Annotated in this window: 23 protein-coding genes; 3 read left to right on the top strand and 20 right to left on the bottom strand. The window is 39.2% G+C overall.

Annotated features, from left to right (window positions below; all coding sequences use genetic code 11):
• Positions 1-2,901, top strand: a complete 2,901-nt coding sequence (locus tag FF105_RS09620) for a BspA family leucine-rich repeat surface protein (protein ID WP_147651139.1) — start codon at positions 1-3, stop codon at positions 2,899-2,901.
• 80 nt (positions 2,902-2,981) lie between these two features.
• On the opposite strand, the gene FF105_RS09615 is transcribed toward FF105_RS09620, so the two are convergent.
• From FF105_RS09615 to ulaG, 20 genes are all read right to left on the bottom strand, one after another.
• Positions 2,982-3,905, bottom strand: coding sequence for a magnesium transporter CorA family protein (locus tag FF105_RS09615; RefSeq protein ID WP_010292518.1), 924 nt, complete (start codon positions 3,903-3,905; stop codon positions 2,982-2,984).
• The gene (locus tag FF105_RS09610; protein WP_010292516.1) at positions 3,902-4,366 is read right to left on the bottom strand and encodes a GNAT family N-acetyltransferase; all 465 of its coding nucleotides are present in this window, start codon (positions 4,364-4,366) and stop codon (positions 3,902-3,904) included. Before FF105_RS09610 ends, FF105_RS09615 begins: the two co-directional genes overlap by 4 nt.
• Positions 4,335-4,946 carry a signal peptidase I gene (gene lepB / locus FF105_RS09605; RefSeq protein WP_010292512.1) on the bottom strand — a complete coding sequence of 204 codons (612 nt, stop codon included), beginning with the start codon at positions 4,944-4,946 and terminating at the stop codon, positions 4,335-4,337. Before lepB ends, FF105_RS09610 begins: the two co-directional genes overlap by 32 nt.
• Positions 4,947-5,045: 99 nt before the next feature.
• A complete protein-coding gene (locus tag FF105_RS09600) occupies positions 5,046-5,885 on the bottom strand; it encodes a YidC/Oxa1 family membrane protein insertase (RefSeq protein ID WP_010292510.1) in 840 nt (279 codons plus the stop codon).
• Positions 5,882-6,232: a ribonuclease P protein component gene (gene rnpA / locus FF105_RS09595; protein ID WP_010292508.1), complete on the bottom strand. Its 351-nt coding sequence runs from the start codon at positions 6,230-6,232 to the stop codon at positions 5,882-5,884. Before rnpA ends, FF105_RS09600 begins: the two co-directional genes overlap by 4 nt.
• A gap of 128 nt (positions 6,233-6,360) precedes the next feature.
• Positions 6,361-6,495 (bottom strand): 50S ribosomal protein L34, encoded by a 135-nt coding sequence (gene rpmH / locus FF105_RS09590; RefSeq protein ID WP_002816117.1) that lies wholly within the window; start codon positions 6,493-6,495, stop codon positions 6,361-6,363.
• Between the two features lie 114 nt (positions 6,496-6,609).
• Positions 6,610-7,674 (bottom strand): BMP family lipoprotein, encoded by a 1,065-nt coding sequence (locus FF105_RS09585; RefSeq protein WP_010292507.1) that lies wholly within the window; start codon positions 7,672-7,674, stop codon positions 6,610-6,612.
• A 99-nt stretch (positions 7,675-7,773) separates the two neighbouring features.
• Positions 7,774-8,640: an NAD(P)-dependent oxidoreductase gene (locus FF105_RS09580; RefSeq protein WP_010292505.1), complete on the bottom strand. Its 867-nt coding sequence runs from the start codon at positions 8,638-8,640 to the stop codon at positions 7,774-7,776.
• Between the two features lie 54 nt (positions 8,641-8,694).
• On the bottom strand, positions 8,695-9,504 hold the full coding sequence (locus tag FF105_RS09575) for an HAD-IIB family hydrolase (RefSeq protein ID WP_010292503.1): 810 nt from the start codon (positions 9,502-9,504) through the stop codon (positions 8,695-8,697).
• Positions 9,501-10,736, bottom strand: coding sequence for a metal-dependent hydrolase family protein (locus FF105_RS09570; RefSeq protein ID WP_010292501.1), 1,236 nt, complete (start codon positions 10,734-10,736; stop codon positions 9,501-9,503). Before FF105_RS09570 ends, FF105_RS09575 begins: the two co-directional genes overlap by 4 nt.
• Positions 10,736-12,592 (bottom strand): FAD/NAD(P)-binding protein, encoded by a 1,857-nt coding sequence (locus FF105_RS09565; RefSeq protein ID WP_010292499.1) that lies wholly within the window; start codon positions 12,590-12,592, stop codon positions 10,736-10,738. The genes FF105_RS09570 and FF105_RS09565 overlap by 1 nt, the downstream gene beginning before the upstream one ends.
• A 245-nt stretch (positions 12,593-12,837) precedes the next feature.
• Positions 12,838-13,584 carry a hypothetical protein gene (locus tag FF105_RS09560; RefSeq protein ID WP_010292497.1) on the bottom strand — a complete coding sequence of 249 codons (747 nt, stop codon included), beginning with the start codon at positions 13,582-13,584 and terminating at the stop codon, positions 12,838-12,840.
• 16 nt (positions 13,585-13,600) lie between these two features.
• A complete protein-coding gene (locus FF105_RS09555; RefSeq protein ID WP_010292496.1) occupies positions 13,601-14,482 on the bottom strand; it encodes an XRE family transcriptional regulator in 882 nt (293 codons plus the stop codon).
• A 299-nt stretch (positions 14,483-14,781) separates the two neighbouring features.
• On the bottom strand, positions 14,782-15,501 hold the full coding sequence (locus FF105_RS09550) for an L-ribulose-5-phosphate 4-epimerase (RefSeq protein WP_010292494.1): 720 nt from the start codon (positions 15,499-15,501) through the stop codon (positions 14,782-14,784).
• Complete coding sequence (locus FF105_RS09545; protein WP_010292492.1) at positions 15,501-16,367, bottom strand: L-ribulose-5-phosphate 3-epimerase; 867 nt, start codon at positions 16,365-16,367, stop codon at positions 15,501-15,503. Before FF105_RS09545 ends, FF105_RS09550 begins: the two co-directional genes overlap by 1 nt.
• Positions 16,368-16,369: 2 nt before the next feature.
• A complete protein-coding gene (locus FF105_RS09540; RefSeq protein WP_010292489.1) occupies positions 16,370-17,008 on the bottom strand; it encodes a 3-keto-L-gulonate-6-phosphate decarboxylase UlaD in 639 nt (212 codons plus the stop codon).
• 10 nt (positions 17,009-17,018) lie between these two features.
• Positions 17,019-17,324, bottom strand: a complete 306-nt coding sequence (locus FF105_RS09535) for a PTS sugar transporter subunit IIB (protein WP_004913450.1) — start codon at positions 17,322-17,324, stop codon at positions 17,019-17,021.
• 32 nt (positions 17,325-17,356) lie between these two features.
• Positions 17,357-18,868, bottom strand: coding sequence for a PTS ascorbate transporter subunit IIC (locus tag FF105_RS09530; protein WP_031941304.1), 1,512 nt, complete (start codon positions 18,866-18,868; stop codon positions 17,357-17,359).
• 10 nt (positions 18,869-18,878) lie between these two features.
• Complete coding sequence (locus FF105_RS09525) at positions 18,879-19,358, bottom strand: PTS sugar transporter subunit IIA (RefSeq protein ID WP_010292480.1); 480 nt, start codon at positions 19,356-19,358, stop codon at positions 18,879-18,881.
• Between the two features lie 12 nt (positions 19,359-19,370).
• Complete coding sequence (gene ulaG / locus FF105_RS09520; RefSeq protein WP_004914196.1) at positions 19,371-20,444, bottom strand: L-ascorbate 6-phosphate lactonase; 1,074 nt, start codon at positions 20,442-20,444, stop codon at positions 19,371-19,373.
• Positions 20,445-20,638: 194 nt separating this feature from the next.
• Here ulaG and FF105_RS09515 point away from each other — a divergent pair, with 194 nt between their 5' ends.
• On the top strand, positions 20,639-22,150 hold the full coding sequence (locus FF105_RS09515) for a hypothetical protein (RefSeq protein WP_010292476.1): 1,512 nt from the start codon (positions 20,639-20,641) through the stop codon (positions 22,148-22,150).
• Positions 22,147-22,962, top strand: a complete 816-nt coding sequence (locus FF105_RS09510; RefSeq protein ID WP_010292474.1) for a Cof-type HAD-IIB family hydrolase — start codon at positions 22,147-22,149, stop codon at positions 22,960-22,962. The genes FF105_RS09515 and FF105_RS09510 overlap by 4 nt, the downstream gene beginning before the upstream one ends.
• The last annotated feature ends 167 nt before the right edge of the window (positions 22,963-23,129 follow it).

The raw sequence follows: 23,129 nt of genomic DNA, 5'->3' as shown, positions 1-23,129 counted from the left end.
GTGGAACCGCCAATTGAGCAGGCAGCAGATGTAATTGAAGCCGATGAAGCTAAGCCAAAATCATCAAACAATTTACGGATTTCTTCATCCGGAACAAATGGTACAGTTTCATGGTCTTTTGATAGTACTACAGGCTTGCTCACATTTAATTCAACAGGCACATTAGCACAAAGAGTAGACACAAATCTTACAAACGCCGCCGTCAACCCAGATGCTGTTAAAAAAATTGTCTTTACAAAAACAGTCGAGCTCCCTTCTGATTCTTCAGCTTTATTTGCTGATTTAGCAAATTTAACACAATTTGATGCACGCAATCTTCAAACCGATGCCGCCACGAACCTAGCAAGACTTTTTTATAATGATTCATCTCTACTTAAAATTTCTAATACTAGCTTCAAAACAACCACTACTTTAACATCAGTAGCAGGAATTTTTGGCAATTGTTCAGCATTACAAACAGTAGACATAAGTGCAATGCGTACGTCCAGTTCAACTACCGCCACTAATGACATGTTTACCAATACAACAAATTTATGGAAAATTACATTCGGGAAAAATACAGATCTGGCTCCTTGTGGATTACTTGAAGCACCAAACGTTGGTACCAAATTATCAACTGATGATGGCAATTTATACACTACTCGCTCTAATTCTTGGCGTATTGTTGAGGTTGCTGGAAACGACCACAACCCACAAGGAGGAACCGTATCAACTGAACAGATGTTAACTCTTGGTCCTATTTCAGTCAACCAGCCGGTTAGTGTTGTCTGGGATAACGACGCTAATTACAATGGTTATCACGGCTCTGTGTTTTGGCAACTTAACCCCTCAAACGGGAAAATGGTTTTTGGTGGTAACTCCATAGGTGAATTTGAATCTGGTCTATCGGTTAAAGCTAATCTAGAAAGCTATAATATACCTGCTACACTTGTTCAAGGCATTTCTTTTACTGGGACCGCCAATTTAGTTGTCAATTCAAGTTATTTGTTTTCTAATTTACCAAATTTAACAAGTTTTGATAGTAATTATTATTTAAAGACGGAAAACGCACAAATTTTTGGTAATATGTTTGAGAATGATACCAAGTTGACCACCGTTTCGTTTCCCGGATGGAACACAAAAAAAGTCACTACGATGTTTGAAATGTTTAAAAACTGTTCTCAGCTTGAGAAGCTTGATCTATCGACATTTCTGACTACAAAATCAACAACTACTCATACCAACATGTTTGCCGGTACTACAAAGCTTTGGAAGCTCACCTTGTCTCAAAACGCTAGTTATAACAATAATTGGGGTCTACTTCAAGTGCCATCAATTAACACAAACATAATCGATAGTGGCAGCACCTACTATGTCAAGGAATCCAAATGGCAACAAGTATATAGTGGCACTGCACACGCTCCCACTGGTGCAACATTTGATACTCCTGCCAGCCTCGCTGATGCCACACCGGAGGTTAACGCTGGTCAGGCAGAAACTTTTGTTTGGTCCAACAGTCAATATTTGTTTGGTGTTCATGGCACTGCGCCTTGGCAACTAGACCCTGTCACTGGCAAGATGGTTTTTTACACAGGTACTTTGCAAAATTCTCAATCAGTAACAGATAATCTAAGTAGTTATGGCGCAGACGCAGAAACACTTGTTAAAGATATTAGCTTTAGCGGTACCGTAACATTTCCTATGGATGTGACTGAACTTTTTTCGAGTCTAGATTCTTTGACCACCTTTAATGGTACCAATGTTGACAGCGACAAGACCGAAAATTGGACACAAACTTTTTCCAAAAATGAAAACCTAACGTCCTTTACTTCAGGGTCTCTTAACACCCGATCAGCCACTAATATGTTTGGCTTGTTCGGATTCTGCACATCCTTGACCACCTTGAATACCTCATTTTTAGACACAGAAAAAGTAACTGACATGTCATACATGTTTGCTGAATTGAAGGCTTTAACATCATTAACTCTAAACTTGAATACTAGTTCAGCTACTACTATGACTTACATGTTTTCTGGCTCACACATAACTTCTCTTGATCTCACGTCATTTAACACAGGCAACGTAAAAGATATGAGTAACATGTTTTTTGATTGTCAGGCTTTAAAATCAATTAATTTATCGTCTTTTAATACACAAAAGGTCAGTAATTATAATAGTATGTTTCAATTCACCCAAAAATTAGAAACACTTGATTTAACGCCTTTTATAATCAGACCTGATGCAACTGTTAAAAAAATGTTTCTGAATACTAATAACCTGTGGCAGATTAAATTAGGTGTATCTACTGTGTTCCAATCCTCTCCTGATTTTACTGAAGCCCCTCCTGCCTCGACACCAATTCCAAACACTACTTTTACTACTAGTTTGCAAAGTTGGCAAATTGTTGGGAACGGTTCGGTTCACCACCCAATGGGTAATTTAGTATCCACATCTGATATGTGGTCATCAGCGTTTATTTCACGCCCCGTAACTTATGTTTGGGCTCAAGAACCAGAATCTCGCATTGATGAGGCTGATAATTTATCTTTTTCGACGGCTAACCTAGGCAGTCTATCCTCTTTTCAATTAGGTTTAAACAACGATGTGAACGATGGCATCACGTTAGATTATTTATACGGTAACTATAATGTAACTGTTACTCAAGCGGAGCCATGGGTTGGCGACGGCGATGTCACAATAGACGCCAGTGATCTACCAATAACCTATGGTGGTCAGAATTTGAGTTCCGGCCGCGTTACATTTGCTTCTGGAAACTCAATCGCGGATCGACTCAAAGTCAAGTATAATCATGATAGCAATAAGTCATTTGCAATTAACTTAGATAATGGTAGTAATTTATCTACTGCACTGGGAAAAACACTCACATCAACAATTGAATGGTCTTTTGAAACAACGCCCTGAATAACAATAAAAAAGAGACTTCCGCCCACTGCGCGGAAGTCTCTTTTTTATCACACTTGGTTCACAATGCGCCTTATCACTCACTTCCTAAAGAACCCACTCAACATCAACAGCAGGCTCACAATCGCCATCAAGGCAGCGGTAATGACTAATGTGACCCACCAGCCACTTTGGGCCGCAGCAAATGGCAGCCACTTGACGTTCTCACCATAAAAGCCACTGACAATTGTCGGTACAGTCAACACAATAGAATAGACTGTTAAGACTTTCATCGTCCAGTTCAGGTCACGATTACTCAAATTTCCCAGTGCATCACTCACTGAATTAATCACTTCCATTGCCAAATTAGCCATGTGCTCAGCTTGCCCAACTTCGACACGAACATCATCAATATGTTCTAACTCGAAATCTTGCAACGTTTTTTTGAAGTCAGTCCGATAATTATCCAGCATGGCATGGTTATTAGCCAATGAATTTTGAATATAAATCATTTGCGTTTGCAAATGTAACAAATCATTCATTTGCTGTGTTGTCCGCTTTTTATCGGCAAATTGCGCTTGAATGACACGTCTCTTGCGATTAATATCCGTAATTTCATCAACGTAGCGTGTCATTAATGAATAAAGCCCCGTCATAATGAAATCAAAAGCACTGATATCGTCATCAGCAGCACGAACTTGCTGATTTTGTGGTTCTAGAAGCACCGTTTTAATGTAATCAGTTGGCTCGTGCGTAAAAGTATAAACATCCCCATGTGCAAACAAAATGCCAATTGGTCGCGTTTCCACATTTTTAGGATGATAAGAAATCACATCAATCACCATTAAGGCTTCATCAGCCGCATGGTCATACTCCATACGGACACTTTCGTTATGGTCGACCGCATAATTAATCATTTCATTGGTCAAATGATGCTCTGATATCAATCGTTGATGCTCCGCCGGCGTCAAATTTGACACGTGATACCATTTAAAATTTTTAACTGCTTTAACTGTGTCAATCATTTTCTACCATCCCTGTACGTCACATTTTGTGGTCTAGCCAGCTGAGATTTTCTGACTGGGACAAAACCCTCGCGGTCATAGAATCGTTGTGCATCAAGGTTAGCCACAACCACTTTTAATTCCAAAGGTTCATTCACAGCCTGACGCGCCCACTCTAACAAACGTGCCCCAATACCATAGCCTTGCCAGCCCTCTTTAACAAACAACAAATGCAAAAAATGATCCCATTCAGATAACGACGCAAAGCCAACAATCTCATTTCCAAAAACAGCTACCATCACCCGTTCACCATGAGAATCGGTCACAAAGTCAGCTAATTTAGGGTGCTTCACCCATGAAAAATGATGTTGTCGGCTCTCCAAATAAATACGCGCAACTGCGTCTGAATCTTCAGGTCGCATTGCGCGTAGTACAAGTTCGGTCGCTAATTTATTTGACAAAAAACTCTTTTGATTGGCCATTAACGTTCTCTTTTGCTTTGGTATCTGAATTCCAAAATGGTACGTAAACCTTACCTAATATATGCTTCTTTTCAATAAAGCCAAACATGCGGCTATCATTTGATACGGAACGATGATCACCTAAGACAAAATACATATTTTTAGGTACCACACTTTTGTTCCGATCTTTCTTTTGCCATAGATCCTCACGAGATGATAATGTCTTCAATGACCAATCACCCCACGTGCCACTGGTACGCTGGTCGTTGCTAATATAGTCCTGATTAACCTTTTTACCGTTGACATATAGGTTAGCACCGCGATGTTCCACTGTGTCACCAGCCACTGCAATAACACGCTTCACATAGTCTTTGTGTCCCGACTTGATTTGCGGATCTTCATGTGTTGCATCAAACACAATCACATCTCCGCGCTTAATCGTTGCTAATTTATTTTCAATAACAAGTTCACTATTTTCTAAATTAGGCAACATTGAGGGACCATCAACCTTAACCAATGTGAACCAAAAAGTCCGAATTAACATCGCAATGGCTAATCCAATAACAATTGGTACAACCCAATTTTTGATAAAATTTTTCACTTACTCTACCTCTTCAATATTACACAATATTATATCATATATCGGTTCCAAACATGATTGTATACAAAAAGGGCAACCAACCGATTGCCCTTTTGAGTATTACTTACGCTTACCGCGACGTGCCTTTTTAATTTTACGTTGCTTTTCTTTTTCAAGTGCTTCAGCTGCTTCACGTTCACGACGAATCTTGAATGGATTTTGTAAGAAGAACGTTTGTACAGTTTGGAACGCATTACCCACCACCCAGTAAAGTGACAATGCACTAGGCACTGCCAAGGCTGAGAAAAAGATAATCACTGGGAATAAGTAAGGCATTGCCTTAGTTATCCCATTTTGGTCTGGATTGGATTGCATTGATAACCATGATGAGGCAAAGGTGAATAGTGCCGCCAACACTGGCAAAATGTAGTATGGATCATTGCTACCTAATTCCAACCACAAAAACTTACCTGAACGCAACACGGGTGAATTCCAGATTGATTGGTACAACGCAATCAAAATTGGCATTTGTACAATCAATGGTAGCATTGAGGCGAATGGATTAACACCAGCATTTTTATATAATGCTTGTTGTTCAGCCATCATTAATTGACGACTTTCCGTATCCTTACCCGGATATTTAGCTTGCAAGGCCTTCAATGCTGGCTGGACCACTTGCATTTTCATCATTGAACGAACTTGATAGACCATCAATGGCAAAATCAAGAAGCGAATGAAAATCGTGAACAGGATAATACCCATACCATAATTATTACCGAACCAACTCGATGCCCCTAAAATGGCACGGGTGAAGACGGCAACAATGGCACTCCAGAAGCTATGGGACGCAACCTGTCCTTCATAAGATAAACCAGAAACAATAATCAAAACCAATGCCACGGCTGACATCACTAATGGCATAGGGCCAATACTCTTTAAAATATTCTCAAAACGTTTCATGCATTCTCTTCTTTCAATATCTTAGCCAATTTTAACACATGAATCATCTGCTCTTTTAAGAACTTTTGACTTTGATGTGCGGCAGCTGGTCGCGCAATCACTAATAAATCCAATTCTTGAGGCATTTGTGGTTTTAATTCTAATAAACTCTGTCGTATGCGACGTTTTACCCACACTCGGTCATGGGCCTTACCGACTTTTTTGCTAACAGATAAACCGACACGGAAGTGCTTTTGATCAGTTTTAGTCATTTGATAGACAATAAAATACTTATTAGCTATCGAATGATGCTTATTAAAAACCTGTTGAAACTCTTCTGGTTTTTTGATACGGAATGTTTTTCTCATAACGTGACGCGGCTCCCTATTATGTACGCGGTTGACCCGCATTCAAAATTAGATTTGCCAAAGCTGCCTGAATACAGGTATCAGCTTCAACTTGTAAATAAAAAAGCCACTGCTGAGCAGCGACCTTGTTAGGCAGATAGAACCTTGCGGCCCTTTGCACGACGGCGAGCCAAAACTTTACGACCGTTGCTCGTGCTCATACGCTTACGGAATCCGTGTACGCGTTCACGATGACGCTTCTTTGGTTGGTATGTACGCTTCATGTGTGTTCACCTCCAATCGCGATTTTTACCTGCAAAAACTTTGCAATTCGCTAATAATCATACCATGAATTCAAGCCAAGCACAAGTAAATCAAAGTTTTTGACTTAGCCTTAATTATTGTTTAACTTTTGTTGGATCAGTTGGCACTGAAATTTTGCCAGCTAAAATTTGTTGTTTTGCCTTTTGTGCTGCTTGCCAAGCGTTATCTGGCATACTGTCACGTGCGATATCGACACCTTTTTCTTTCAAACCGTAAGTGACTGTTTTGCCACCAGGGAAGTTACCCTTTTTACCTTGGTTAGCCACCAAAACGACTGCATTATCAACACGTTTGATAGCTGAAGCTAGTGTAAAGTTGCTCTTTTCACCGTCTTTGGTTGTGTAGTTACCATCAGCTTTTTGGTCCATATCAACCCCAACGACCCAGACCTTCTTGTCTGCCGTAGTGGCTTGATTTTCAGCCTTAGCTTCAGCAAAAACACCGTTACCAGTTGCACCAGCAGCTTGGAATATCACATCAACACCACTCGCATACATTGCAGCAGCAATTGTCTTACCTTTAGCTGCATCCGTAAATGTATTGGCATACTGTGACACGAACGTTGCCTTAGGGTTAGTGGCTAGGACACCTGCTTTAAAGCCGGCTTCAAAATGATCTAACACTTCACCTTTGACCCCACCAACAAACCCGATTTTACCTGTCTTTGAGGCTGTTGCGGCAGCGACACCGGCTAGATAAGATGACTGTTCTGATTTGAACATAATTGAAACAGCATTTTTATATGGTACTTCTGCTTCAACCATGGCAAATTGCGTTTTAGGGTTTGCCTTGGCAACTTGTTTCATTGCCGGACCACCCATGAAACTAATACCAACAACTAATTTGTAGTTGGCTTTGACAGCTTGTTGCAAGTTAGACTTAATTTCTGAACTATCGTTTGACACAAAATAAGAATAGCCATTAACGCCTTGTTTGAGTGCATTTTGTTGACCGTATTTTTTAATACCAGCCCAAGCGGATTGGTTAAAAGACTTATCATCAACACCACCAGTACTAGTCACTAGCGCTACACTATACGCGCCCTTTTTACTAGCCTGATTGTTGGTGATAACCGCGGCACCAATGCCAATAACTGCAACAGCGGCGACAACTGCGCCGACTAAGGTAGAACGTTTCATATCATATCCTCCGACTATGTATCTCTCGGTATACATAGAAAATTTTGTGTTGACACACTGTCTACCATATTAACAACTATTGACTAAAAATGCAACAAATTATGACGAAAATACCGCCCACAATTTCACAATTGCTTGTACGCCCTCATCCCCGTGATCGACACTTAATTTTGCAAACAATTTTTCCGCTAAGGCTGTGTTAGGGAGGTCAATGTCCATTTCCTTGGCGGCATCAAGTGCAATTCTTAAGTCTTTTAGCAAATGTTTGGCATAAAATCCGGCAGCAAAATCACCCTTTAAAACACGCGGCGTATAGTTATCAATTGACCAAGAGCCAGCAGCCCCTTTACGCCAAACATTATAAGCCATTTCTAAATCTAAGCCAGCCGCTTTGGCATACACCAAAGATTCTGCCATCGTTATGACTGTTGCTGCGACGCCAATGTTATTGCTCATTTTCATGTGTTGCCCTTTACCGGCCGAACCCACATGCACAATTTGTTGCCCAATGCTTTCAAAAACTGGTTTAACGGCTTCAAACACATCAGCCTCACCACCGACCATGATAGTTAAAGTACCAGACTTTGCACCAATATCACCACCAGATACTGGTGCGTCTAAGACTTTAAAGCCTAAATCCGCGCCAGTTTGTGCCAGTTGCTCAGCTAAATGTGGCGTCGAAGTGGTCATATCCACTAAAATACTACCTGGTTTAGCACCGGCAAAAATCCCATCATCTCGGGTCCAAACATCTTCAACATCTTGGGGATAGCCGACCATGCTAAAAACAATATCGGCTTGTTGAGCAACTTCTGCTGGTGTATCCGCCCACACGGCGCCATGACTAATCACTTCATCTGCCTTTGATTGGGTGCGATTATAAACCGTGACATGATGTCCAGCTTTGAGTAAATTATTAATAATACCCGTTCCCATCACACCAGTACCAATAAATCCTAATGCCATAATAATACCTCCTGACAAGTATTATAAAAGCACTGCACACCTGCAATGCTTTTTTTATGATAAATGCGTTATCTTCTGAATTGTTTTCAACACACCGCTGTTGTTATTATCATCAACTGCTGTTTGATAATCACCCGTGATGCGTGCGTTTGGCATTTTGAACGGTTGCCCAACCGCGCACAACATTTCAACATCATTGCCACCGTCACCAAAAGCGACAACATCCACCATATTAACACCATAGCTCGACGCTAACATATTGAGAGCAGACGCTTTATTAACACCGGCCGCGATAATATCAATCGCTCCAGTCCCTGTTTCAGTAATGTGGACAGCATCACCTAATGCCAGCCGCGCGTCACGATAAAATTGAGACTCGTCAAAGTTTTGCCAACTCATTGTTACTTTATATATTGGCTCCGGAATATCTGAAACATTTTCAAACCGAACAATATTTTTAAAAAGCTTGAAGTACCGTTCACTATTTTTAATGTTAGCGTACCGTGGCAAATAAGCCGTCTCATCAGTCGAAAAGACCAAACCACGATCAGGTTGAACATCATAATTAACTAAAAAATCTTGAATATGTGCTAATGTTTTCAACGATAAAGCCTTTGAAAACAGCACTGAACCATCGCTTTTAATGACACGCGCACCATTATTGGTCACAAAATTAATCGGCTCATTCAAAAAGTCTTTAAAAATAACGTTGATTCGCTCTTGATGAACGCCAGTTGCAATGGCAAAAGCAATATTTTGACGTTTTAATTGACTCAAAACACGCCGAAATAACGTTTGGTCAAACTTCTTGTCATCTGTCAAAAACGTACCATCTAAATCAGTTGCAATAAGCTGAATTGTCAATAGTCCAAGCTTCCTTTATTCAATGGGTATTGTAATTCACCAGAACGGTCTGGTGCCTCTGACACTAGTTTACCTTTATAATAAACGGTTGGCAAATTTACTGCCGTTATATTTTCAAGCGGAGACTGGTCCATGACGATAAAGTTAGCCATCGCACCCGTCTTCAAGTGCCCATACTCTGATTCAATATGTAGCAATTCAGCACCATTAATCGTCGCAGCTTGCAACACTTGTGCCGGTGTTGCACCTGCCATCACCATCAATTGTGCCTCTAATGCCGTATCATTGAAGCCGTTGAGCGGTGATCCGGCATCTGTCCCAAGTGTTAATTTAACACCGGCTTTTGCATATTGACCCAAAGCACGCATGTGTCGCGGTGCCCACTTATAAGCTGTTTTAACCATCCATTCTGGTAAAATGCCATCCCCACGTTTGACAATTACATAGGGTGCTGTCAGCGTTGGCGTCAGTGTTGCGCTCGTTTTAAGAAACAAATTAATCGCTTCATCATCAGCATCAAAAGCATGTTCAATGCCATCAGCGCCAGCACGCAAAGCAATTTTAACGCCTTCAAGCGCTTCTTCGTGGACTGCCAAACGAGCATGAGATTTTTCATGAACTGCTTGAGCAGCTGCTTGTATTAACTCAAATGACATTTGCACATCATCAGGTTGCTCATTAGGACTAAAAGCAATGCCCCCACTGGCAAACAATTTGATGTTATCAACACCTGCTAGAAAATGACCACGCACGGCAGCCCGCATCTCGGCAGGGGTTGCAACCACGATCCCTTGCTTTGAACCATGACCACCAACTGTTGTAATTGCACGCCCAGCAGTTTGTAAGCCAATCAAGTTTTGTTGTTCAGCCCGCTTGGCAATGTCAATATCTAAATCATTTGTCGTTGCTAATGCTCGAGCAAACGCTACACCATTTTGTTGCAACGTTTGAAGATTTGCCAAACCATTTTGAATTCGTTCTTCATCAGTTTTGATCAACTGATTAGCACCAACAGGAAATACACGATTAGCAATGTGAACATGCGTATTAATCAGACTTGGCATGACATAGTGATCTTGCAAATCAGTCGTTTCTAAGCTTGAAAAATCACTTGGCACATCATTTGTTCCACGTGAAACAATATGATCATTTGCTACCACGAACCATGCGTTTGGTCTAAAAACCTGTTCATCTTCTTGGTATAGTCGCGCATTTGTAAATAATTTTGCCATCACAAGTTCTCCAAAATACGTTGTGCAATGACAGCACCTTCTCGCAAAATCACCGTGTTAACACCCGGACGAGGAATCACTGTGCCAAACCATTTTTTCCCTTCAACAGGAATGCCATACAAGTACAAATTGGGAATGTGATCCCCATTTGCATCAATAACTTCTAATGTTTGGCGATCAATATTAGCAGCACCCAATGTCCAACTTGTCCCATCTTGACGCATCAAAGTTGGCGATACCAGTGTTCCTTTATCGCGCAAATTAACTAAAATAGGATTGACCGCGATTGCCATGTTAGTTGCACCTAACCTTGCTTCCACTAAGGCATTGCCGCGGTATTCTTGTTGTCGGCTGTCTCGTGCAACAAACTGACCGTCCTCGGTTGTCACCTTGATTTGTGACGCGGTAATATCAACAATACCGGCTTTTATCAACGCACGAAGCTGTTCGACACGTAATAATGGTGGTCCAACTGATACCAAAACGTCCAGCGGACGGAATTTGGTCAAAAACTTTTCATAATCATCAACTGAGAAATAATCATGTTCCACAACATAGCGCACACGGTCACGCATATCTCGCAGAATATCAAACGCGCCAGCAAATGGTGCTGATTTGTTCCCCAGCCGTGCATCAGCAATATCCGCAGCTAAATACGATAATACCCAAGTGCGATAATCGGCATCATTTGGCAAATCACGAGCTGGATTACGTACCAAATCAATATCTAATGATGGTATATCACTCAAACCAAATTCGGCAGCTGTGGCATTCAAGTCACCACTCGTGAGTAATGCCACTTTAAGCGCTTCGGATTGATCATACGTCAGATTACTTTGCCCACTATTAATACGATTTAGCAAGTGTTTATAGGTCAATTCCTTAACCACTAAACTTTCAAAAGCCTCATAAGACATTTTACCGTCTCCAGCAGCACGTAGCGCCTCAAGAGCAGGTAACGTAAAGAAAGTTGGCTGGTATAACTCACTAGTGTCTTTTTCATTGACACCGCGCGCATGTAGCGGGAAGCCACCGCGCGAACCTGCAATAATATGTGGTTCGTGACCAGAGGGTTGATAAATTAACTCTCCGGAATCATCACGGACAAAAGTTCCACCTTTGCCAATTGAAAGTGCCGCTAAATAATCGAAAAAGCTCAATCCCAAGCCACGTATAATCACGCGATTATTTTCTGTCAAGCCTGACAAATCAGCTTCTGATGGGTGAGTTGGTCCAATATAAGGCAAGTGGTGTTCATCGGCAAATGCCTTAAAATCAGCTTCTTCAGATGTCAATTCATCATCAGCGTGCCCAAGTGCCATGACAACTTGGTCTGCTAATATCTGTGTACCATCACCAAGTGTCACTTGAAATTTTGTCCCAATTTTAACTAAATCGGCCACAGTTTGTTTCGTATAATTAAGCGTTTGATTGCCTTTGACACGTCTTTTTAACCATTCAAAAAACCAAGCCGCATAGATGCCCATGATACCACGCGTTGCGAAATCACCAGTATGTGTCAGCTGCAAAATTTCACTCGCATAGGCACTATCAAATTCTGGGTGTTGTGCAATAAAATTAGGCGCTTCGGTGGTTAACCATTGAAAGAGACTTGGTCCTGAAAAAGGTTTGCCTCCGTTTTCAATTGAATCATCATTGAATAGTGTCACTTGGTCAATGACTGTATTCATCAAGAATAAGTTGTTTTGTTTGATTGTGGGGTCCCAAACACGACCACCAATGGCGTATGGATCAAAGATTTGTACATCAAGTTGATTATCACTGTCATCCAAATTAATAAGGCGCTCAGCTACCGCTAAACCACGCGGACCGGCACCAATGATTGCTACTTGCATTTATATTCTCCCCAGCGTATCAAATCAACCTAACTAAGGTTTCAATACTGATTTATTATTAGTCACTCACTATTATAATGGTTTAACCGGTTATTTTCAAAGTACGGTCTTTACTTGTCTCTATTGAAAATATATCCCCTTAATTTATGACGAGAACTTGATGAGGACAACGCTTTAGACTTATAAAATAAAAAACACCTCGCAAGTTTTTTCACTTTCGAGGCTACCCTATTCAATAGAAGGGCTTAGTTTTTCACGTGGTATCGTGATACCAATTGCTGTTTTTTCAAATAAATAACAATAAACGGAATGGCAATCAATAAAACACTCAACAAAAATTTAAATAAAGATTGATTGACTGACTGGCTTTGTCCAATTTTTTTAATATAGTCAAAAATATAGTAACCAGGGAAAAATTGTTGCACAATCGAGATTATTTTTATTAAGATACCGTCAGCGGCCGTTACGGTATCCCAGCGAATCATCAAAACGCCAAATCCCATACTCAACGGCATGCTGAGCGCAGCAATTGTCTTTTGATCCATATAAATACCAATTAAAAAACCGATTGCGTTTAAATACAGTCCCATTATGAGTAGCAAGATAACTAACATGCCTAAACTCAAATTAATCGGCAAAGATCCAAATAAGGCGCCAGCAACTAAAATAACAAAAACGATACAGGCATTCAAAATAACTTGCACGATAAACTGATCTGTTATCCAACGTTTGATACTATAATGCGAAGTTTGAGATTGTAATTTATAAAACTGATAGGTATCACATATTTTTTTAGAAAACGTCACAACAGAATTACCCGAAATACCGATTATCGCAGCAATTGTAAACCACAAATAACGATTAACAGGATTGTGTGTCATGCCGTTAAAAACACTTAGCATCATTAAATACCACGCTAATGGGAAAACGACTGTAAACAAAATAAAACGTTTATTTCTGAATGTATCTTTAATTTCTATCCAAGTAATCATTAAATAGCTCCTTTAATTATTGATTCATGAGACGATACCAATGTTCAATCGTCTGATTATTAGAGTGAATATTGGCAACTGATTCATCTGACTTAATCACACCATCTTTTAGTAACACGACACGTGTAAAGTAGTTATCAATTTGATTGAAATCATGTGTGATAGTGACGACACTGCCACCCACATGATCCAAATAATCCCAAAATAAATCAATTGATTCTAAATCCATGCCCACTGTTGGTTCATCTAGTATCAATAGTTTTGATGGTTTAATTAACGTCAAAAGTAATGCTAAACGCCGTTTTTGTCCGCCGGAAAGTTGATCAACGATCACTTCAGATTGCTCAGTCAATCTAAATTTTTTGAGCAAATCATCTATGTTGATCTTTGAGTAGGCATCATATATTTTCAAAGATAAAGCAATTTGTTCGCGAACCTTTAAAGAGGCAATCAAACAATTTTCTTGCGTCATAACGCTGAGGTCATCTTGTGCATTAAAATGTTTAACGACACTACCTTTATCCGGAATGATATTGCCCAAAATCGTATTAACAATTGTTGTTTTACCTGATCCATTGCTGCCTAACAAAGCGATACGATCTCTACCATAAATAGATAAATTGACATCCTTTAAAACAGGATTTTTGAATGATTTGTTTAAATTTTTCAGCTCCAATATTAAAGCATCGCCATGTGTATGACCAGCAAGTAAAAAATCTAAGTTGACCGAAAATATTTCTGAAATAGAAATAAGCTTATCAATGTTAGGTTCGGATTCGCCGTTCTCCCACTTAGAGATTGATTGCCTAGAGACAAATAATTTTTGTGCTAACAATTCTTGTGACAAGTGCTTTTTTTGCCGCAAAGCGCTTAACTGCGATTTGAAAATGTTTTCCATACTTAATATTATTCTCCGTGATCTTAATTCATCAGCTGATAAAAATGATTATACATGAACAATTTAATCAATAAACATTTTCTCACAAAAGTGCTGTATAGACTTTTTTGCGGAGGTCGCAACCGTTAGTTGCACCCTATTATCAATTGAAAACTAGGTGTTTTTTACCATTTGTCTTATCATGATAGACATCATTGATAAGATTTTATTCTATATTGACTTTTGAGATTTTGACAAACACGGTTGCATACAAAATACCCCAAAAGCATAATAGCTTTTGGGGTATTTTGCGACATGAATTAACTATGATTAACAGAAACTGCTTCTTTTTGCCCATAGTAAGCATTTACACCGTGCTTGCGATAATAATGCTTATCAAGTAAATATTGGGGCACATGAATATCCGAACGTGTCGACTGTAGCGCATGATAACTGATTTCTGCTGAAACTTCTAATACTTTAGCATTATATACAGACTTTGAGGCATCGACGCCCCACGTAAATGGTCCATGTTGGCTGACTAGCACAGCAGGGGTCGCATCAGGATCAATCTGCCTTTGCTCAAATTCTGACACAATGACTTTTCCTGTATTTAACTCATAAGCTGATTGAATTTCTTCTTGACTCAAAGCTGGCGTGCACGGAATATCACCATAGAAAGTGTCTGCGTGTGTCGTGCTAACAGCAGGAATATCCATTTGAGCAGCCGCAAAGGAAACACCCCATGGTGAGTGTGTATGCGTAATACCACCAATATTTTTGAAATGCCGATACAGATAGGCATGTGTTGGTGTATCACTAGAAGGGTTTAAATCACCTTCCACAACGTTACCATCTAAATCAACCACTACCATATCATCAGGCTTCAAATCTTCATAGGCAACACCAGATGGCTTAATCACAAATAATCCTTTTTCACGATCAATTCCCGACACGTTACCCCAAGTAAATGTTACCAATCCCAATTTAGGCAAAGACATATTTGCTTGATATACTTCATTTTTTAGTTCTTCTAACATCATACTACCTCTATTAAAATACCTGCTTGGGTCAATAATTCAAGAATGAAATCGTGTGCTTTTTTGACTTGGTCAACACAATCTTTGTCTCGTTCTGACCACATTTCTATCGTAAATGTGCCTTGATAACCAAGCCGCTTCAATGTTTTAAATAATCCTAAAAATTCAACATTACCTGTTCCAAAAGGCACATTTTTAAACTTACCGGATGTATTTTCTGTCACAACTAAGGTATCTTTGACATGCACCGAAACGATATTTTCAAATCCATCAGTCAAATCTTCCCCAGGGTTTACCTGTGGCCATGCTGAAATATTACCAATGTCAGGGTAAGCTTGCAGCCACGGTGACGAAATATTTTGTTTGATTTTTCTGATCTTGTTAATTGAATTAATAAAGTCATCGTCCATCGTTTCAATCGCAATCATAACCTGATTCGCCGCTGCAAAATCAACTACTCGCTGTAAATTTTCAATAAAATTCTCACGGGTGAGTGCTGTTTTGGCATGATAATATTCATCATATCCAGCAATTTGAATATTTCTTATTCCCAATTTTTTAGCTAAGATAATTGCTTTTTGACACATACGGTATGCAGCATCATAAAGGACAGGATCTTGTGAACCTAGAGGGAATTTACGTAATGCTGATAGCATCATTGTGTCGATTGAAACACCCGATTCATACGAATTTTTTAGTAGGCTAAATATGTCATTGTCCGACCAATCTAGGCGCGCAATACGCTCATCACTTTCGTCGATTGATAATTCAATAAAAGAGAAACCTTGCTGCTTAGCAAATACCAATTTTTCCCGCCATGACAGTTGGAACGGTAAGGATTTTTCATTAATGCCCAATCGCGCCATCGTTATGCCCAGTACTTTCCAATTTCATCTTGGAAGGCTTGTGCAGCTGCTGCGGGATCATCTTGACCCGTAATGGCTCTACCAGCAATGAATGTATACACTGGCACATCTTTAAACAATTTAATCGTGTCTAAATTAAGTCCCCCGGTAACAGAAACTTTGAATCCCATTGAAATAAACTTTTTGACAATGTTGAGGTCTTTTTCACCCCACACTTCACCAGCCAATAAGGCGTCTCTGCTTTGGTGATAAATGACTTGTTCAATACCGATTTGTTGCCATTTCTCCGCCAAATCCCAATTCCATGCTGAGTACAATTCAACCTGTATCCCATCAAGAACCGACTTTGCAGATTTCATTGTAGCAATTGTTGCTGAATCAATAACTGTCATCAAATCAGCTCCAGCGTCTTTTGAATTTTGAGCCACCGTTGAGCCAGCATCCGCACACTTGGTATCAGATGCAATAATTTTATCGGGAAACATCTCTCGCAAAACACTAATGGCCTGTTGTCCCGCCTGCAATTCAAGAATCGTACCAACTTCAACAATGTCAACAATCGGTCCTGCTAAATGCGCAATTCTTGCAGCATCAGCTAATGTATTTTGATCTAAAGCAATTTGTAGATTAGGCTTCGTCATTTTTTTATCCTCACTTCTTGTATTTCTCTTCAAAATCAGTTTCGTCAACAATTCGTTGGGTGATTTCTTTGTCACTCATAACATTTTTGACACCGACCACTGTCACGCCTTTTTTTGCGGCATCTTCAAACATGTCCACAAAGTTAAGTGGTGTGAAAACGGCATCATACTGGCTTGCCGTTGACTTTCCTTCGGCAATACTTGTGTGGTTAATTTTTGATACCGGAATGCCAAGCTTTTTCATTGATTTTTCAACACTTTTCATCATCATCAAGCTTGTACCCGAACCATTAGCGCAAGAAACTAAAATATTCATTATTATTCTCCTTTATTAAAACAAATTAATTTTTATTCAAGACCCTTATTTTCTTTATAGGCATCATAATCTTCAACCATCAAGAAATAATTTTTAGGATCCTTACGATATTCCAGTTGTGGAATTAGCAGTAGAATTGCAGCTACCACGACAACACCGAAGTAACCTAGATACTTCAAGATAACTGTGAATCCTGGCCAAACAGTATCCCAGTCAAACATACCCAAGTAACCACCGAACTTTGACATACCAATCCAAGTTGAGATTAGGGCTGCGCCGACAACTTGTATAATGCCTGAGAAAAATGGCAAAATCATGGCTGCTTTAGCGCCAGCTCGATTGTTGGCAATAACACCAAACACGGCATTGTCGAAGAACAACGGAATGAATCCGGCAATAATAATAGTTGGCGAGTGGAAAATCATCAGTGCCCCTATGGCTAAAAATTGTCCTAATGCGCCAAACAAGAAACCAATTGTCACGGCATTTTGTTCACCAAAGGCAAATGTCGCCGCAACATCAATACCAGGCACAGAATTTGGTAGGATCGTATCACTAATACCAGTGAAACTTTCAGTTAGTTCCCCAACGAATGTTCGAACACCCAGTTGCAAAATTGCTAAGTTAACAGCGAAGCCAAGGGATGTTGTGAGAATGTAGAAGAAGAAGCTCGCACCCTGAGCTAAACCAGAGGTCCCTTTACTAGTAATGAATAGTTGATGGAAATAATTTTCTCCTAATACGAACATAATGATGCCAAAGAATAGAAACATTAATATCGCGGTGGCCACCATATTCTCATTAAATATTTTCAAAAAACCAGGTAAAGTAATATCTTCCAAGCGCTTAGAAGCTGGCTTGTTCTTCTTTTTTTCAGAAGAACTCATCTTATCTGCTAACCATGCAACCAATGCAATCCCAAACATTTGCTGATGGGCAATTGCGAAACCGCCACCATCAGTAAGCCTTTGAATTGGCTTGATTGTCATGTTAGATCCAACAGCCCAATATAAGCCAAGTAACACACCCATAACAAGCAAAACTTCAATTCGTCCAAGACTCGGAATCGCAAATAGTAAAATCCAAAATGCTGTTGCTGCTTGCTGTACCTGAACATTTCCAGTAGTAAATACTGCACGTAATTTTGTATATTTAGAAAATCTTACCAATAAAATATTAAAGACAAAGGCAATTAGCAATAAAATCATGACGTCGCCAAATGAACGGCCAAACGTTTTTTCTAATCCATCTGTCACAGCATTTTGACCAAAGTAAGGATCAATCACAGTTGCCGTTAAATGAAAGCGGTCTTTCAGTCCTGTTAGTATCGGTCGGAAACTTGTTACCAGTCCGTTTGAGCCAACAATTAAGATCATGTAACCAATCGTGGCTTTTAGAAAACCAGCCAAACTTTCATACCATGGCTTTTTCTCTAACATGTAACCAATCAAGACAATGAAACCAATCATGTAGGCTGGTTGGGTCAAAATGTTATTGGCAAAAAATTCCCAAATAGCTAATATTCCTGCGAATATATTATTCATCATGCTCTCCTCATTGCTCAGCAGGGATTTTATCAAATTGATTCATCACTTGAACGAAATCGTCCATTGATTCAACATCTGACAACGCTTCAATCACACCATCTGTCATCAATAACGACATTAAATTTTGAATATTCTCTAGGTGTTGCTTTTCATCCTTAGCTGCTAGCGTGAAAAATAGCTTCCCTTGTTTTTCAACATTGCCATCTTCAAACGAAACAGCTTCATTAAATTTGGTGAAACTAATACCTGTTCCTAAAACACCTGGTCCCGTAGCTAATGCGTGTGGCATCACCACACCAGGTACAATGACAATATAGGCGCCATTGTCTTCAACATTTTTAATAATTTCATTAATATATTGCTCGGTAATAATTCCCTTTTCTTTGAGATTTTCACCCGCAACACGCAACGACTCCCGCCAACTTGATGGCGTGTCATGGTAAATTCTTACCAAGTCGTTGTCGTAAAAGTAATTAAGCATTGTCATTTTGATTACTCCTTATAAGAATGAAGGGAATGGCACATCATTATCTTTTGAAAAGACATCTGAGAAGCCACGGTCATAATGATATTGAATCTTGTTTTGATCTTCTGGGAAAGTGTAACTACCACCAACACGCCATACAAATGGGTGGAATTGATAGTTAAGTGTGTCTTTTTTCATTTCCCATAACTTAACGATTTCTTGCGGATCAGCATCGAAATTTGACCAAATATCATAATGTACAGGAATCACAACTTTGGCTTTCAGGTCCTCAGCTGATCGCAAAACATCAATTGATGTAACTTTATCTGTTATGCCTCGCGGATTTTCACCATAGTTAATAATTTCAACATCAACATGATTCTCATTCCCATGTTTAGCAAACATATTTGACATGTGCGAATCGGCGGCGTGATATAGATTTCCACCAGATGTTTTAAATAGATAATTGACAGCAATTTCATCCATGTCTTGTGGTAGCGAATCTTTGATTGTGACATCGTTATCGACAGTTAATAGCGCTGTCCGATCAAAAGCTTCCAAAGCCTTGATCGTAACCGACTTCACGGTCACTTCATCTCCTGGGTGAACAACAATTGTGCGTTCTTCAGGAACTCCCCAACCTTTCCAAATGTCAACAACCGCTTGAGGACCAATAAACTTCGTTTCTGGGCCACTATTTTGTAACACAGCCGCTGCTGTATTGATATCTAGGTGATCTGAATGGATATGTGTCACCAATAAGGCATCGACATTTTTAACAGCATAGGGATCAATAACGAATGGTTGTAGACGCAAGTTCGGTTGCATCTTTTGCACGCCACTCATCCTCATCATTTGATGTCCTTGCTTCATCAAACCTGAACCATGTGTTTGTTTACCAGTACCATTCCAGAGATCAACTAAAATATTGGTGTCCTCATGTGTCTTCAACCAAATACCATTATTGGCTAACCACCACATCCGGAAATTCTTTTCGGGTACTTTTGATTGTTCAATTTCTTCATTTAACCAAGTGCCCCACTCTGGGAATGTATTCTGAATCCAATTTTCTCGTGTTGCCTCTTGAATTGTTGTTGCTTTTGCCATTTCTTTAAACCTTCTTCCAAACTTTTTTAAAATGTATGCGCTTACATTTGCTGGTACAATTACATTATGGTTGAGAATTAAAAAAATAAACAGTCCCATTACCTCACAATGAAAATGCTTGAATGAGACTGTAATCAATCACTTGCTCATTGTAAAATCAAAGTGAATACACGTTTTGGAAAGGAACACTAATTATGAGCGTACCAAATATGAATTACACCACATTCATTAACTACATAGCCAATCAAGATCTGCTCCCAAATGTTCAAACGATGTCTAACCGGCTCAATTTATCTAGTCGTAAAATCTATTACTTATTACAAAGCGCCAATTCTGATTTGCGTTCATCAAATCTCCCTTTTTTGGCGCCAAACACCAGAATCACACAAAACCAAATTACCGTTTTGAAAGCAAAATTGTCTCATGTTCCTTCAGATGATTATATTAATTCCTATGAACGGCAACTGATTATTGATATTTGTTTGGCACTACCACTTAAAAAATGGACATTATCTGCTTTTCAAACATTATTTTCTGTCTCTAGAAATACAGTTCTCCGTGATATATCAGATCTCAAAAAGCGAGAGACATTTAAACCCGTTTTTTCGAAAAAATCAGGTTTTGAGTTTGCAGAACCGTTGTACGACTCATTCGTGCATGCCTATAACGGCCTAGCCTTACTGCAGAGTCACAAGAATGCACTATCGTATTTTATACGGTCACTGGATAAACACATACCTTACTCAAAATTTTTATTAATCAGCGAAAAATTAAAAAATATGTATCAAGATTCTCTAGGCAAAAAGATATCAATTTCCAATGCTTTAACGTTAACTATTTTTTCAACGCTTGCTTCGCTGTATAGTGAGCTAGATCCTATTGCACAGGAAAGTTTATTTACATCCGCTGACGTGGTTTCTTTTACCAAACGCAAAGAAAACGATATTATCAATGACTTCTCAATGATTACCAAAACAAATTTTTCATTAGAGATGCCAGACGCCGTCAAATTATTTCTAACCTTGCAACTACTGAGTGTGACGAAAGAACAGGATAACCATTTCAGTGCACGTGCCTTTCAAGATCTTTTAGTTGTCAGTCATGAAATCGTTAAAGCCTTTGTCCTCACTTCAGATATTAAGATCAGTCAAGCTGAGCAAGAAGTTTTAACACGCAAAATACAAACACAGCTCAAGCCCTTTTGGTATTCATCTAAGTACCAAAGTATTACCGTATATGACTACTTATATCACAACGAAACCTTTGAAAAATACGTCACCGACGCACTGAGTCAAATCACTAATCGATCACTGTATCAACGTTTGTTCCCTTTTGGACTACTAACCGATCAGATTAGCATTCTAGCAATGATTTTTTACAATTTTAGCTTGTCCCACGAAAAAATGCATAAATTACACATTTTAATGGTGACGTCACTTCCGATTTATAGTCAAAATCTTTTTGAAACATTAATCAAACGTAGTAGTTCTGCACCATGCGAATTATCAATTGTCTCACTTAATGATTTTGAAAACTCGTCAAATGAACCCAATCAGTTTGATTTGATTATTACGGAATCGACTGAAATTGCGACGAAACAACCTACTTTTCTGATAGACAGTGAGCTGTCGGATAGTGAGTTTGACCGACTAAAAATGGTAATATCACAAATTAACGTTACCAAGAAAGAGGAAAGCCTAACATGACGCCAAAATTAATTGCCTTGGATATGGACAATACATTACTCAAATCAGACCGTACGCTATCCCACCAAAATGCTACGATTTTGAAAAAATTACATGCTGATAACCATCATATTGTTTTAACAACCGGTCGCCCATTCCCAAACGTACAACCCTTCTTAACACAACTAGAGCTAAACAAAAATGATGACTATGTCATCTTGTTCAATGGTGGTGTGGTTAAAAATATTAATACAAATGAAACGCTTTTAAACAAACGTTTCACGCTTAGTGATATGTCTGAGATTTTCAATTTAATCCATAATCTTAATTTGCCCATTGATATTGTTTGTCCAGAAATTGTCTATTCTATTGCAGACTTTGGGCAGTCTAACTATGTTAACTTAATTGGTAAACTGCTGCATTATCAGCAAGTCAGTATCACTGATTTGCCAACAACGTTGACATTTAACAAATTTGTCGTCTGCGAAACAGAAGACAAATTGAACTATCTCGAAAATATTCTTAATCACACACCCGTGTTAACCAAGAATATTTCATTTACAAGATCTCGGCGAACACTGCTAGAATTTGTGCCTAGCAACGTCAGTAAAGGCGCTGCACTCAAAGTGTTACTAAAAAAATTGTCCCTAACTTCAAAAGATTTGATTGTTTTTGGGGATGAGGCTAACGATCTATCTATGTTTAAACTCGCCACTGTATCAGTAGCCATGGCTAACGCTATTCCACTAATTAAATCGGCAGCCACGGATATCACCAGTAGCAATGAGGAAAATGGTGTCGCAACATTTTTATCATCCTACTTCAACCTCTGAAACTATCACACAACGCATTCACAAAAAATCAAATGTATAAAATTGGTATACATTTGATTTTTTTATTCCGACGCTGTATAATTTTGTCTATTCCGAAAATGTAAGCGTTTTCAATAAAGGAGAATACTATCATCAAAACTAAATTATTCATTGATATGGACAACACT

The organism is Leuconostoc sp. UCMA20149, assembly GCF_030400235.1.
Lineage (GTDB): Bacteria > Bacillota > Bacilli > Lactobacillales > Lactobacillaceae > Leuconostoc > Leuconostoc pseudomesenteroides.
This window is presented reverse-complemented; position numbering and strand designations above follow the sequence as displayed.

Bases quoted from the DNA above. Each gene is read 5' to 3' on its own strand.
- FF105_RS09550 (WP_010292494.1), bottom strand. From the start codon at position 15,501: ATGTTAGAAGAACTAAAAAATGAAGTATATCAAGCAAATATGTCTTTG.
- FF105_RS09515 (WP_010292476.1), top strand. From the start codon at position 20,639: ATGAGCGTACCAAATATGAATTACACCACATTCATTAACTACATAGCC.
- FF105_RS09615 (WP_010292518.1), bottom strand. From the start codon at position 3,905: ATGATTGACACAGTTAAAGCAGTTAAAAATTTTAAATGGTATCACGTG.
- FF105_RS09535 (WP_004913450.1), bottom strand. From the start codon at position 17,324: ATGAATATTTTAGTTTCTTGCGCTAATGGTTCGGGTACAAGCTTGATG.
- FF105_RS09530 (WP_031941304.1), bottom strand. From the start codon at position 18,868: ATGAATAATATATTCGCAGGAATATTAGCTATTTGGGAATTTTTTGCC.
- FF105_RS09580 (WP_010292505.1), bottom strand. From the start codon at position 8,640: ATGGCATTAGGATTTATTGGTACTGGTGTGATGGGAACGGGTATTATT.
- FF105_RS09560 (WP_010292497.1), bottom strand. From the start codon at position 13,584: ATGATTACTTGGATAGAAATTAAAGATACATTCAGAAATAAACGTTTT.
- FF105_RS09525 (WP_010292480.1), bottom strand. From the start codon at position 19,358: ATGACAATGCTTAATTACTTTTACGACAACGACTTGGTAAGAATTTAC.
- rpmH (WP_002816117.1), bottom strand. From the start codon at position 6,495: ATGAAGCGTACATACCAACCAAAGAAGCGTCATCGTGAACGCGTACAC.
- FF105_RS09540 (WP_010292489.1), bottom strand. From the start codon at position 17,008: ATGACGAAGCCTAATCTACAAATTGCTTTAGATCAAAATACATTAGCT.
- FF105_RS09610 (WP_010292516.1), bottom strand. From the start codon at position 4,366: ATGGCCAATCAAAAGAGTTTTTTGTCAAATAAATTAGCGACCGAACTT.
- FF105_RS09600 (WP_010292510.1), bottom strand. From the start codon at position 5,885: ATGAAACGTTTTGAGAATATTTTAAAGAGTATTGGCCCTATGCCATTA.
- FF105_RS09570 (WP_010292501.1), bottom strand. From the start codon at position 10,736: ATGGCAAAATTATTTACAAATGCGCGACTATACCAAGAAGATGAACAG.
- FF105_RS09555 (WP_010292496.1), bottom strand. From the start codon at position 14,482: ATGGAAAACATTTTCAAATCGCAGTTAAGCGCTTTGCGGCAAAAAAAG.
- FF105_RS09510 (WP_010292474.1), top strand. From the start codon at position 22,147: ATGACGCCAAAATTAATTGCCTTGGATATGGACAATACATTACTCAAA.
- FF105_RS09585 (WP_010292507.1), bottom strand. From the start codon at position 7,674: ATGAAACGTTCTACCTTAGTCGGCGCAGTTGTCGCCGCTGTTGCAGTT.
- FF105_RS09545 (WP_010292492.1), bottom strand. From the start codon at position 16,367: ATGGCGCGATTGGGCATTAATGAAAAATCCTTACCGTTCCAACTGTCA.
- FF105_RS09565 (WP_010292499.1), bottom strand. From the start codon at position 12,592: ATGCAAGTAGCAATCATTGGTGCCGGTCCGCGTGGTTTAGCGGTAGCT.
- rnpA (WP_010292508.1), bottom strand. From the start codon at position 6,232: ATGAGAAAAACATTCCGTATCAAAAAACCAGAAGAGTTTCAACAGGTT.
- ulaG (WP_004914196.1), bottom strand. From the start codon at position 20,444: ATGGCAAAAGCAACAACAATTCAAGAGGCAACACGAGAAAATTGGATT.